The sequence below is a fragment of the Robinsoniella sp. genome, assembly GCF_034124845.1.
This window is the reverse complement of record NZ_JAWYAJ010000591.1, coordinates 1-12053: the sequence shown is the minus strand read 5'-3', so window position 1 is coordinate 12053 and position 12053 is coordinate 1. Positions and strand designations below refer to the sequence as shown.

At 40.4% G+C, this 12053-nt stretch carries 14 protein-coding genes; 13 read left to right on the top strand and 1 reads right to left on the bottom strand.

Annotation, left to right across the window (positions count from 1 at the left end):
- The 13 genes from ACH2DQ_RS29160 to ACH2DQ_RS29100 form a co-directional block, all read left to right on the top strand.
- On the top strand, positions 1-81 hold an 81-nt coding region (locus tag ACH2DQ_RS29160), incomplete at its 5' end, for a DUF6783 domain-containing protein (protein ID WP_395028822.1).
- Positions 82-260: 179 nt separating this feature from the next.
- On the top strand, positions 261-500 hold the full coding sequence (locus ACH2DQ_RS29155) for a hypothetical protein (protein WP_394915999.1): 240 nt from the start codon (positions 261-263) through the stop codon (positions 498-500).
- A gap of 249 nt (positions 501-749) precedes the next feature.
- On the top strand, positions 750-2030 hold the full coding sequence (locus ACH2DQ_RS29150) for a dihydroorotase (protein WP_394916000.1): 1281 nt from the start codon (positions 750-752) through the stop codon (positions 2028-2030).
- Between the two features lie 27 nt (positions 2031-2057).
- The gene (gene pyrF / locus ACH2DQ_RS29145; protein ID WP_394916001.1) at positions 2058-2987 is read left to right on the top strand and encodes an orotidine-5'-phosphate decarboxylase; all 930 of its coding nucleotides are present in this window, start codon (positions 2058-2060) and stop codon (positions 2985-2987) included.
- 144 nt (positions 2988-3131) lie between these two features.
- Positions 3132-3911, top strand: a complete 780-nt coding sequence (locus ACH2DQ_RS29140; protein ID WP_394916002.1) for a dihydroorotate dehydrogenase electron transfer subunit — start codon at positions 3132-3134, stop codon at positions 3909-3911.
- 141 nt (positions 3912-4052) lie between these two features.
- Positions 4053-4955: a dihydroorotate dehydrogenase gene (locus tag ACH2DQ_RS29135; RefSeq protein ID WP_394916015.1), complete on the top strand. Its 903-nt coding sequence runs from the start codon at positions 4053-4055 to the stop codon at positions 4953-4955.
- A gap of 295 nt (positions 4956-5250) precedes the next feature.
- Positions 5251-5925 (top strand): orotate phosphoribosyltransferase, encoded by a 675-nt coding sequence (gene pyrE / locus ACH2DQ_RS29130; protein WP_394916003.1) that lies wholly within the window; start codon positions 5251-5253, stop codon positions 5923-5925.
- A 41-nt stretch (positions 5926-5966) separates the two neighbouring features.
- Entirely contained in the window at positions 5967-6119 is a 153-nt protein-coding gene (locus ACH2DQ_RS29125; RefSeq protein WP_394916004.1) for a hypothetical protein, read from the top strand.
- A 15-nt stretch (positions 6120-6134) separates the two neighbouring features.
- Positions 6135-6596, top strand: coding sequence for a VanZ family protein (locus ACH2DQ_RS29120; protein ID WP_394916005.1), 462 nt, complete (start codon positions 6135-6137; stop codon positions 6594-6596).
- Positions 6589-6909: a DUF6142 family protein gene (locus ACH2DQ_RS29115; protein WP_394916006.1), complete on the top strand. Its 321-nt coding sequence runs from the start codon at positions 6589-6591 to the stop codon at positions 6907-6909. Before ACH2DQ_RS29120 ends, ACH2DQ_RS29115 begins: the two co-directional genes overlap by 8 nt.
- A 9-nt stretch (positions 6910-6918) precedes the next feature.
- A complete protein-coding gene (locus ACH2DQ_RS29110) occupies positions 6919-7509 on the top strand; it encodes an HD domain-containing protein (RefSeq protein ID WP_394916007.1) in 591 nt (196 codons plus the stop codon).
- Between the two features lie 19 nt (positions 7510-7528).
- The gene (locus ACH2DQ_RS29105; RefSeq protein WP_394916008.1) at positions 7529-9589 is read left to right on the top strand and encodes an aminopeptidase; all 2061 of its coding nucleotides are present in this window, start codon (positions 7529-7531) and stop codon (positions 9587-9589) included.
- Between the two features lie 470 nt (positions 9590-10059).
- The gene (locus ACH2DQ_RS29100; protein WP_394916009.1) at positions 10060-10977 is read left to right on the top strand and encodes an Rpn family recombination-promoting nuclease/putative transposase; all 918 of its coding nucleotides are present in this window, start codon (positions 10060-10062) and stop codon (positions 10975-10977) included.
- Here ACH2DQ_RS29100 and ACH2DQ_RS29095 read toward each other — a convergent pair.
- Positions 10970-11872: a helix-turn-helix domain-containing protein gene (locus tag ACH2DQ_RS29095; RefSeq protein WP_394916010.1), complete on the bottom strand. Its 903-nt coding sequence runs from the start codon at positions 11870-11872 to the stop codon at positions 10970-10972. The genes ACH2DQ_RS29100 and ACH2DQ_RS29095 overlap by 8 nt on opposite strands.
- Positions 11873-12053: the final 181 nt, after the last annotated feature.

The following is a 12053-nucleotide window of genomic DNA, read 5'->3' as shown; positions in this document are numbered from 1 at the left end:
TATACCGCAAAGTGGGGCGTGCAGATGGCGGGAATGAATTTTCAAACACGCTCTAATGCAATGTCTTGTTTTTTCCTGTGAGAAATGCTATCATAAATTCAGAAAAATAATTACCGGATTGTGGGGATACAACATTCAGGATAAGTAATAAAACAGGAATAGAATAACCTTTACATAAGGAAACTATAGAGTAAGAGAACAGATATATCATTACAATATAAAACGAAATAATTACAAAATAAAATGCAAAGGAGATTGTTATGAAGCTGAATGAAGAAATGGAAGAAAAACTTGTGCTGATCATACAGGCAGTACTTGGCGTTTTAATTATTGCATTATCTGTGAGAAACAGCGCGAAGATGCAGTCAGACAAAATGAAGAAGGTTTTGGATACTGATGCAAAACAGATCGGCAGACTGCATAAGAAAGAATATAAGTTACAGAAAAAGTTAATGTCCAGAAAATATAAAAATAAATTGAAAAGTCTGAAAACAAAATAGGGAAAATAGAGCAAGAACACTGAAAATGGGGTTCTTGCTTTTTTTTGTAACTACTTGCGGCTTATTGGCGATTATGATAAAATAAAGTCATCATGGAAAATTCTGCAGTTTTATAAGCAATAAGATAAAAAGGCAGGAAGGAAGAGAAAAGTCATTATTCAGTTGTCCTGGGAATGGGTCAGATTTTATCTGGCCATATCAGTCCCAGGAATTTTAAAGCTCGAATAATTGCAGGAAAGGAATCCCAAGATGAGTATATTAATTAAAAACGGCAGGGTGATTGACCCGGATACGAAGTTGGACGACCAGTGTGACATCCTGATTAAAGGTGACAAGATTGAAAAAGTAGGCAGGGATCTGAAAGAAAAAGCAGATACAACGATTGATGCTTCCGGTTATTATGTAATGCCCGGACTGATCGATATGCATGTACATTTAAGAGATCCGGGGTATACTTACAAAGAAACAGTTGAGTCTGGTGCATTAGCCGCAGCAAAGGGCGGATTTACAACTGTACTTGCCATGCCAAATACCAAGCCGGTAACCGACGATAAGACAAGACTTCGTTATGTCATGAATAAAGCAAAGACGAATTCGGTAATCCATGTGCTTCAGGTAGGCGCGATTACAAAAGGCCAGGAGGGATTGGAGCTGGCTGATATTGAAGGAATGATTGAAGCGGGTGCACCTGCCATCAGTGAGGATGGAAAATCCGTTATGAATTCCAGACTTTACCGCAAAGCGATGCAGATTGCTGCTGCTAATAATATACCGGTACTTGCTCATTGTGAGGATATTGATCTGGTGGAGGGCGGTGTTGTAAACGCAGACTGCCATACCAAAAAAATGCATTTAAAAGGAATTACCAATGCGGTAGAAGACGTGATTGTGGCAAGAGATATATTTCTGGCTAAGGAAACAGGAGCGGCACTTCATCTCTGCCATTGTTCCACCAAAGACAGTGTCAGGATGGTGGAAGAGGCAAAAGCGGACGGCGTCCGTGTAACTGCAGAAGTATGCCCACATCATTTTACCCTTACATCTGATGATATAAAGGAAAATGACGCAAATTATAAAATGAATCCGCCTCTTCGGACGAAAGAGGATCGGGAAGCTTTATTGATGGGATTAAAAAATAACGTGATGGATGTTATTGCCACAGACCATGCGCCCCACAGTGAAGAAGAAAAAGCAAAATCCATAGAACGTGCGCCGTTTGGAATTACAGGACTTGAGACAGCGGTGGCATTGACAATAACTGAACTTATAAAAAAGGACATCATTACCCCAATGCAGATGGCGGAGAAAATGAGCTACAATCCGGCGAAGATAGCGGGACTGGCGGACCGTGGATCACTTGCAGAAGGAAAAGCTGCAGATATCGTGTTAATTGACCCGGATGAGGTCTATACGATCAATAAAAAAGATTTTGCTTCAAAAGGGAAAAACACACCGTTTGACGGAAGACAAGTATCCGGCAGGGTTAAAGTAACCATCTGTGACGGTGAGATCGTATATAAGGATAAATAATCAGATAAACCAGGAGGAATGGAAAGAATGATTCAGAAATTAATAAGCAAAATACAGAAAACAAACGCACCGATCGTAGTAGGATTAGACCCAATGTTAGGCTATATTCCAGAGCATATTAAAACGAAAGCATATGCAGAATTCGGTGAGACATTAGAAGGAGCTGCAGAGGCTATCTGGCAGTTTAACAAAGAAATTGTGGATCACACCTATGATATTATACCGGCTGTTAAACCACAGATTGCTATGTATGAGCAGTTTGGTATCGAAGGATTAAAGGCATTTAAAAAGACCGTAGATTATTGTAAGGAAAAAGACCTGGTAGTAATTGGAGATGTAAAAAGAGGCGATATCGGTTCCACATCGGCAGCATATGCAGTGGGACATTTGGGAAAAGTACAGGTGGGAAGCAAAACCTATACAGCTTTTGATGAAGACTTTGCAACTGTGAATCCATACCTTGGTTCCGACGGGATTAAGCCATTTATCGATGTCTGCAAAGAAGAGAAAAAAGGGTTATTCATCCTTGTAAAAACGTCTAATCCGTCCAGCGGGGAATTCCAGGATCAGCTGGTAGGAAATAAGCCCCTCTATGAGTTAGTGGGTGAAAAAGTTGCTCAGTGGGGTGAGGAATGCATGGGTGATTCTTACAGCTACATCGGAGCCGTTGTGGGTGCAACCTATCCCGAGATGGGAAAAGTTCTTCGTAAAATCATGCCAAAAACTTATATTCTGGTACCGGGTTATGGTGCGCAGGGTGGTAAGGGCGCAGATCTGGTACATTTCTTCAACGAAGATGGTCTGGGGGCTATCGTAAATTCTTCCAGAGGAATCATTGCTGCTTACAAACAGGAACAATATGCAAAATTTGGAGCAGAAAATTTTGGTGAGGCTTCCAGGGCAGCCGTAGAAGATATGGCTGCAGATATTGACGGCGCTTTAAAGAACCGGGGATAGTGTCGCCCAGGGTATTTACGCCGGGTGCACCAAAGCCAGGCTGAAGTAATAAAATGTGGTATTCAAACACGCCAGAGCATGTTTGAAAATTCATTCCCGCAAAGCATTTTTCAAACACGCTCCAGGAGTCAGAGAGGAAATAACATGGCAGAAAAAATTAAGGAAAAAAGCAGAATTATCAGTCAGGAAAAAATAGCCGGAGATGTTTACAGTATGTGGCTGGATTCTGAACAGATAACGAAAAACGCTAAACCAGGACAGTTTATATCGGTATTCAGCAGGGACGGCAGCCGTCTGCTGCCAAGACCGATCAGTATCTGTGAAATAAATAGAGAACAAAATGCGCTGCGGATCGTCTACCGCGTAGTGGGGAAAGGTACCAGTGAGTTCTCCGGATTAACAAAAGGCAGCGAGATCGAAATTATGGGACCGCTTGGAAATGGGTTCCCGCTGGAACGCATGGAAGAAGGCAAAAAGGCATTTTTAATCGGCGGGGGTATCGGGATTCCGCCTATGGTGCAGCTGGCAAAGGAATTAAAAGGGGAAAAACAAGCCATTATGGGTTACCGGGATGAGCTGTTCTTAACCGAAGAATTAGACAATTATGCAAAAGTATATATCGCTACAGAAGACGGCAGTGAAGGCACAAGAGGAAATGTGCTGGATGCAATCAAAGAAAATGGACTTACAGCAGATGTGATCTTTGCTTGTGGCCCAACTCCAATGCTTCGTGCACTGAAATCATACGCAGAGGAAAATGATATCGAGTGCTGGCTCTCATTAGAGGAGAAGATGGCGTGCGGTATTGGTGCCTGTCTGGCATGCGTATGCCAGTCAAAAGAACTGGACGAACATTCCCAGGTACACAACAAACGGATCTGTAAAGACGGACCGGTATTTTTATCAACAGAAATTGAATTGTAAAACCGTAAATGCGGCAATCACTTTCGCAATACCGAATATAGAGCCGCAGTAAATGCGCCACTGAAGGAAAAAGCGAAAGAAAATCATTTTCGCAATACCGAATATAGAGCCGCAGTAAATGCGTAACTGGAGGAAATTATGATAAATACAAGTGTAGAAATTGCCGGGGTACAATTTAAAAATCCTGTTATGACTGCATCCGGAACCTTTGGTTCCGGTTCTGAATACAGCGAATTTGTGGATTTAAATACCCTGGGAGCAGTAGTAACCAAGGGTGTGGCAAATGTGCCGTGGGCTGGTAATGCCACTCCCAGAATTGCAGAGACTTATGGAGGAATGATTAATGCCATAGGACTGCAGAATCCGGGAATGGAAACTTTCTGCAAAAGAGATATTCCGTTCTTAAAGCAGTTTACAACGAAGATCATTGTAAATGTCTGCGGAAAAACCACAGAGGATTACTGTCAGGTAGTAGAGCGCCTTGCGAATGAGCCAGTGGACCTTCTGGAGATTAATATTTCCTGTCCAAATGTAAAAGAAGGCGGGATTGCTTTTGGACAGGACCCAAAAGCAGTGGAACAGATAACCAGAGAAGTAAAGAAGAGGGCAAAGCAACCAATCATCATGAAACTAAGTCCCAATGTAACAGATATTACGGTGATGGCTAAGGCAGCTGAAGCAGGTGGAGCAGATGCACTGTCCCTGATCAATACTCTCACAGGGATGAAGATCAATGTGCAAAAAAGATGCTTTGCCCTGGCGAATAAAACAGGCGGGCTTTCGGGTCCTGCAATAAAGCCGGTAGCTGTTCGTATGGTCTATCAGGTGGCAAATGCAGTCAAACTTCCGATAATCGGAATGGGTGGAATAGCTACTGCAGAAGATGCACTGGAATTTATACTTGCAGGTGCATCCGCAGTTTCAGTTGGAACCGCTAATTTTTATAATCCTGCAGCAACTGCAGAGATTGTAAAAGGCATAGAAGATTATATGACTGAAAATAAAATTGATGATATACGGGAGTTAATAGGAGCGGTACAATAATTCTCTGTTAAAATATGGGATAGAGGTAGCTGTCAGTGTGACAGCTGCTTTTTATTATATAGGGAAGCATCATCCTGACAATCAATTAAAAAATATTCGTTTCTTTACGATGATTGGATATGTGGACAATTTCTTTAAGCAGATTGATTGAAAGTAAATAGAAAATATGATAGAATCAGTAAGAATATTTAATATTCTGCCCTGCCTGATGAAAATGATACGGCACAATGGTGCGGCAAGCTGATAAAGAGATTAGAAAAAGGCTAAAAAGCCTATGATAATGGAGGTTAATGATATGGAAGCATACAAACAGGAGTTTATAGAATTTATGGTAGATTGCCAGGTATTAAAATTTGGTGATTTTGTAACGAAGAGCGGAAGAAAAACACCATTTTTCGTAAATACAGGATTTTATCGTACCGGGGCACAGCTGCGCAAGCTGGGAGAATATTATGCGAAGGCAATTAACGAAAAATTTGGTTTTGATTTTGACGTTTTATTTGGTCCTGCATACAAGGGAATCCCACTTACGGTAGCAACAACGATGGCAATCAGTGAATTTTATAGCAAAGACATCCGCTATTGTTCAAACCGTAAAGAAGTGAAAGACCACGGAGACAAAGGAATTCTTCTGGGCAGCCCAATTAATGATGGAGATAAAATTGTGATTATCGAGGATGTGACCACTGCAGGTACATCGATTCAAGAAACACTTCCAATTATCAAAGCACAGGGTGCAGTAACTCCGCTGGGATTAGTCGTTTCCGTAGACCGTATGGAAAAAGGACAGGGAAGCAAAAGTGCCCTTCAGGAAATTCAGGAGACATATGGATTAGAAACAACAGCGATTGTAACAATGGCTGAGGTAGTAGAACATCTGTATAATAAAGAGTATAAAGGCAAAATTATTATTGATGATGCCTTAAAAGCTGCAATAGATGCATATTATGTACAGTACGGAGCAGAATAATTAAGCGCGGTAAGCGCTGAAATATAAAAGGAGGCTATACCATGAATGAGAAGATTTACAAAACAATGAGCAATGCAGGCGCAGGCAATATTGTAGTTGGAATTACTGTTATGGTAACAGGAGTTGCAAGCGGAATCTTGTTAATTGTACATGGAGCAAAGCTTTTGAGGGCAAAAAAGAATGTAATGTTTTAACATCGAGGTATTTTTGTGAAAAAAGAAACCAAAAGAAAGATTAAGTGGATAAGTGTAATTTTATTTATCATATACCTTATCCTACTGACATACTTCCTGTTTTTTGCAGAAAGCTATGGCAGAGTATTATCAGAACGGGAATACAGTTATAACTTACAACCCTTAAAAGAGATTAAACGCTTTTGGATATATAGAGAACAGCTTGGATTCTTTGCAGTGTTTACAAATATTATTGGAAATGTGCTGTGTTTTGTTCCGTTTGGTGCGATTTTTCCGGTACTGAACCGAAAGACGAGACATTTTGTGGTGATTGTCCTGCTGAGCTTTCAGTTCAGTTTAATTGTAGAATGCATCCAGCTTATTTCAAAGGTGGGAAGTTTTGATGTAGACGACCTTTTATTGAATACCATTGGCGGTATGATTGGTTATCTGGTGTTTTGCGTTTGTAACAGAGTGAGGAGAAATATATATGGCTAGGAAACCAATGTATTCATTTGCTGAAAAAAGACATTCGAAACGGGGAATTACAGCTTCCGTCCTGGGAGGAGTATCCTTTCTGATTTTCTGCGTACTGGCTTATCTGTCCTTTTATTTCAGAGGACAGGGAGGGCAGTACCTGGGAGCCATCGGACTGACAGCCATGATTATGTCCTTTTCAGGATTAATTCTAGGCTTTTTAAGCTTGACGGAAAAGAATTCCATATCTTTTTTTCCGAAGCTTGGGGCAATCTTAAATGGTGTTATTTTTCTAGGATGGGTAGCAATATTTTTGATTGGAGTAGGAAAGTAGGCGAATAAAATGAACAGATTAGAAGCCCAGATGAATTTTATCATGGAAGTGGATAAATTAAAAAAAATCACCAGGCAAAGTTATCTTTCAGATGGCAGCAGGCACGAAAATGATACGGAGCATTCCTGGCATCTAGCCATGATGTGTGCAATCTTGAGTGAACATGCCAATGAAGAAATTGATGTTTTAAAAACAATTACAATGGTATTAATCCATGATATCGTTGAAATAGATGCCGGTGACACTTATGCTTATGATGAAAAAGGAAATGAAAGCAAGCGTGAGCGTGAAGTGAAAGCGGCAGACCGAATCTTTAACCTGCTTCCGGAGGATCAGGCTGCTTATATGCGGGATTTATGGGAAGAATTTGAACTGGCTGAGACACCGGAAGCAAAATTTGCCCTGACCCTGGATAAAGTACAGCCGGTGATGTTAAATGATGCATCAAAGGGCAAGGCCTGGAGAGAACATGAAGTAAGAGAAAAGCAGATAATGGACCGGAATAAGGATACCCACAGAGGTTCTGAGACTATCTGGGAATTCTGCGAAGAAATCATAGACCGGAACATTGCAAATGGTAATATTAAGACCGGACAGTAGTGGAGTAAAGGAGGATGTTATGGATCTGGACGAAGAGAAAATTTATCAGGAACGTTATGACCTTTGCATGGAGCGAATTGCCCAAATTGCATCAGAAGAAACAGTAGCGGCACCCTTTGTTGATTATTTTCAAAAAATGGCGTCATTTATCATGCAAATGAAAGAACTGTTTGAGAAAATACGCAGCAGGGAACCGGAAGGATACAGCTGTGAACAGTGGGAAGAATTAAATCATTCCTTATATGAAGATATTCTTCCTGAAAATTATGCCGACAGCTATGGAAATCCAGATTATGCAGTCAGGAAACTGGGAGAAATTCACGGCAGAATATTAAGCTTTCTCTACACAGAACTACGGGGGATGATTGCGTTTGCCTTTGAAGGCAGAATGTGGGACATGGTAATTATCTGCGAAGTGTTTATTGAGATCTATAATTGTTTTGAGGAAGAAGAACTGCCTGCTTACAAGAAAATCCAGCAGGTCATTTACTGGTTTATCAGTGATTACAGTGATTTGACAGTAACCAGAAGAATACAGGAATCCATTGATCCGGAGCTTGATTTTGCAGTGCAGCTTATTATGAATGAAGATTTATCGGATCTTCGTTACCTCTATAAGTTCGGTGAATATATCACGGATAATGAAAGAAAAACAGCGGCATATTTAAATTCCCTGGATCAGGAGACGATTGATCTCATGGCATCTACCTATACAGAAGGATACCGTATTGGATTCGAAAAAGCGAAAATTGATTTGTCTGCTAAAGAAACCGTAAATATTCGTTATAATCTGGGATTTGAAAGAATGATTCGTGCTGCTATACAAAACTTTGAGAAGATGGGGCTTCGTCCGGTGATCTACCGCGCTGCGGTGAACAGCATTAATAAACGCCAGCATCTGCGGATTGGTTACTATGGTGCTATTCCGAACAAACAGTTTGACTATGATCACAGAGCGGATCAAGCAATTTATCTGGATAAACCATTTGTAGAGCGGAAATTGGGCGTTCTCCGAACAGCCTATGAAAAGTTTAAAGACCTGGCAAACCGCCATGCGGGACCTGCCTGCGTTGAAATTTTTGGAGAACAGCCATTTATACCGGAGAATAAGGCAGCTGCTTATCATATGTCCGAGAAGCAGGAAAAGCTAACGGTATTCTATAGCAATGAATCTTCCCAGATCACAAACCGCTATATAAAAGGTGATGAGCGCAGTTTTACAATCATAGCATTTCCGATCCCGGAGATAGGGGAGCAGTTCGAAGAAATATTCCGGGAAATAATTAAAGTGAATACCCTGGACTATCTGTTATATGAAAGAATACAGCAGACGATAATAGAGGCTTTGGACCAGGGAAGCTATGTGCATATACTGGGCAAGGGAGAAAATCATACGGATTTAAATGTTCAGCTCCATGAGCTTCAAGATCCTGCGATACAGACAAATTTCGAAAACTGTGTGGCAGATGTCAATATACCGGTGGGCGAAGTATTTACTTCACCGCAACTCGCTGGTACATCCGGGGTTCTTCAGGTTAAAGAAGTTTATCTGGGTGAACTGCAGTTTGTGGATTTATCCATTACATTTGAAGACGGGATGATCACAGATTATACATGTGGTAATTTTGAAAACGAAGAAGATAACAAGCGCTACATTTTAGAAAATGTATTGTACCACCGTGAAACACTTCCTATGGGGGAATTTGCCATTGGGACCAATACCACGGCCTACGCAGTGGCAAGAAAATATAAGATAGCAGATAAGCTCCCAATTCTCATAGCGGAAAAAATGGGACCTCATTTTGCTGTGGGAGACACTTGCTACAGCTGGTCTGAAGACATCACGGTGCATAATCCGGATGGCAGGGAAGTCATAGCCAAAGATAACGAAGTTTCTATCTTACGGAAAGAAGATATCGGAAAAGCATATATGGGCTGCCATACAGATATCACCATACCGTATGATGAATTACAGTTGATTGAGGTAGTAAAACCGGATGGTACAAAAACAGAGATTATCCGTGACGGAAAGTTTGTGTTAAAAGGTACAGAGGAGTTAAATCAAGCTTTGGACGAATAGAATGCTGACTGTAGGTACGGAGCGATATGAAAATTAAGATCGTTCCATACCCGCAGTTTTTTTATATTGCAACAGATAGTAAGGGGAAATAGTTAGAAATAAGATCCTGTATAAGGGCAGCTCTAAAATTAAACACACAAACAATAAGCAAAGTTTAAAAAAGTAGTTGACTTTACAAATAACATTTGATAAGATATCTATATCTTAGTAGTTCTGGCAATTCTGCCAAATATTCACAAAGAAAATAAAATGCATATAGTATGCAGCATAATTTTAAAGTGCTGTCTTTTGATAAGGAAATACCGGGGGAATAAATTTTCAAACATGATTTAGTCTGTAAAAATTCTAATCTGTCAATCTGCACATCTTTTAAAGAAAAGGAAGCGTATATTTTGATACAGGTAATTATGAGCATTCCTTCCGGATTATTGATTTCCTACTAAAGAGAGGCGCTTAGAAGCGGAGGGTAGATGGAATGTAGAAAACAAGTGGCGGATGGACAGGTTCATAGAACAGTGATGCTTCCAACGGTAGATTTTTGCTTTAAAGAGTTAATGCTAAATGAAAGAGTCCGCAAAAGCTTTATCGCAGCATTATTGGATAAAACGCCAAAAGATATCAGAGAAGTTAAACTTCTTCCTACTATATTAAGGAAAGAGTATAAAGATGATAAGGTTGGAATCTTAGATGTACGGGTGGTTTTTAATAATGATGCACAGATTGATATCGAAATGCAGGTTGGTCCGTTTGACTATTGGGCTGAGCGAACCGTTTTTTATCTGTGCAGAATGTATACGGAACAAATTAAAGAAGGGGATTCCTACGGAACCCTTATGAAGTGCATTCACATTGGGATACTGGACTTTAAATTATTTGATGACATGGAGAATTTTTATTCTTCCTTTCATCTAAGGGAAGATTCCAGCGGATATTTATATACGGATCAGTTGGAATTTCATATACTGGAATTGCCCAAAATACGGGAAAGAGCATATCCGGACAGTGCAATTTACCAGTGGGCAAAGTTTTTAAGCGGGAAAAACGAGGAGGATTTTAAGGAAATGGCTGAGAAAAATGAAGATATCAAGGAAGCTTATGAAATATTAATGCATCTGAGTGAGGATGATAAGAAACGCATGGAGTATGAAGCCTGGGAGAAGGCGCTGAGAGATTATAATCACCAGATGTACTGGGCAGAAAGAAGAGGTCTGGAACGCGGTCTGGAACGGGGAATTCAACGTGGTGTAAATGAAGGAAAAAAAGAAATGGCCTTAAAATTACTGAAAGAAAATATTCTAGTCGATCTGATTGCTCTGGCAGCAGGTGTATCAACAGAGCAAGTAGAGATCTGGAAAAATGAGAATTTGTCAACACACCATGCTATATAAAGGAATCATTGGATTTTACCTTTCGGTATTCCGTGGGTGAGATCCCCATCTGCTTTTTAAATATTTTTGTATAGTAACAGGGATTGGAAAAGCCTGACATTCCCGAAACTTCCGTTACCGTATGATCGGTATCCAAAAGGAGGGGCAGACTTTGTTCAATCCGATAGGATAATAGATAGTCAAAAAGGGATTCGTTCATATGTTTTTTAAAAAAGCGACAGCACTCACTTCGGCATAAACCAGCGGAAGAGGCAATATTTTCTAAAGTGATTTTTTCCGCATAGTGGCTGTGAATAAAGGAAAGTATTGATTTCAGGCGCTCTATATTTTTTACTTGTGAAGAAACGTTGCTGTTAGGGGCAGGATTATGATTTTCGCAGATCAGAATCCAGATATGATACAAAAGCATCTGCATACGCATTTCCCATACAGGCGGTTTCTCACAGCTAAGCTGGTACAGGGAAGAAAGGTCATCCAGTATTTCTGCATGCCAGGGTACATTACGTGTAAAATGCAGTGAAGATAAACGGGAATCTTTCAAGATAGTTTCCACATACTTTTCATGAATGAGACTGGAGTCATACCCGTAAAGTGCACGTGGATGAAACGTCGTAGAAATATAAGTGCAGTCCGACGCATTGTGCATATGACCGGTATGCAGTGTGTTCCCATTACCGAAGAGACCTTCCCCTTCCCGGATATGATAAAGTGTTTCGTTAATCTGGTAGTCCATTTCCCCCTTCAAAACAAGGGTCATTTCAATTTCCGGATGCCAATGCCATAAAAAGGAACCGCTTTCATATTGGGAAAGAACTTCAAAACTGACATAGACTGGAAAATTGTAGTTGCCGTGAAGTTTTAATTCTCTCTGGTCTGTATTTATTGCAATCTGCATAATCTGAATTCCTTTCTCCGGGTGAGGTAAAATCTGCGTTTTATCTTACAAATTGGCATCATTATTACTGGTACTTCAACGAACGCTTTATATGTGTTCTATATAAAGGTATTATATTTGGGTTTCGCTGAGTAAGGACGCTTTGTATAAGACAGGTAGTGTACGAAAAGATGGGCGTGGG

Excerpts from the sequence above, each read along its gene's own strand:
- ACH2DQ_RS29115 (WP_394916006.1), top strand. The coding sequence starts at position 6,589 with ATGGCTAGGAAACCAATGTATTCATTTGCTGAAAAAAGACATTCGAAA.
- ACH2DQ_RS29140 (WP_394916002.1), top strand. The coding sequence starts at position 3,132 with ATGGCAGAAAAAATTAAGGAAAAAAGCAGAATTATCAGTCAGGAAAAA.
- ACH2DQ_RS29150 (WP_394916000.1), top strand. The coding sequence starts at position 750 with ATGAGTATATTAATTAAAAACGGCAGGGTGATTGACCCGGATACGAAG.
- ACH2DQ_RS29125 (WP_394916004.1), top strand. The coding sequence starts at position 5,967 with ATGAATGAGAAGATTTACAAAACAATGAGCAATGCAGGCGCAGGCAAT.
- pyrF (WP_394916001.1), top strand. The coding sequence starts at position 2,058 with ATGATTCAGAAATTAATAAGCAAAATACAGAAAACAAACGCACCGATC.
- ACH2DQ_RS29155 (WP_394915999.1), top strand. The coding sequence starts at position 261 with ATGAAGCTGAATGAAGAAATGGAAGAAAAACTTGTGCTGATCATACAG.
- ACH2DQ_RS29095 (WP_394916010.1), bottom strand. The coding sequence starts at position 11,872 with ATGCAGATTGCAATAAATACAGACCAGAGAGAATTAAAACTTCACGGC.
- ACH2DQ_RS29100 (WP_394916009.1), top strand. The coding sequence starts at position 10,060 with ATGGAATGTAGAAAACAAGTGGCGGATGGACAGGTTCATAGAACAGTG.
- ACH2DQ_RS29110 (WP_394916007.1), top strand. The coding sequence starts at position 6,919 with ATGAACAGATTAGAAGCCCAGATGAATTTTATCATGGAAGTGGATAAA.
- ACH2DQ_RS29105 (WP_394916008.1), top strand. The coding sequence starts at position 7,529 with ATGGATCTGGACGAAGAGAAAATTTATCAGGAACGTTATGACCTTTGC.
- pyrE (WP_394916003.1), top strand. The coding sequence starts at position 5,251 with ATGGAAGCATACAAACAGGAGTTTATAGAATTTATGGTAGATTGCCAG.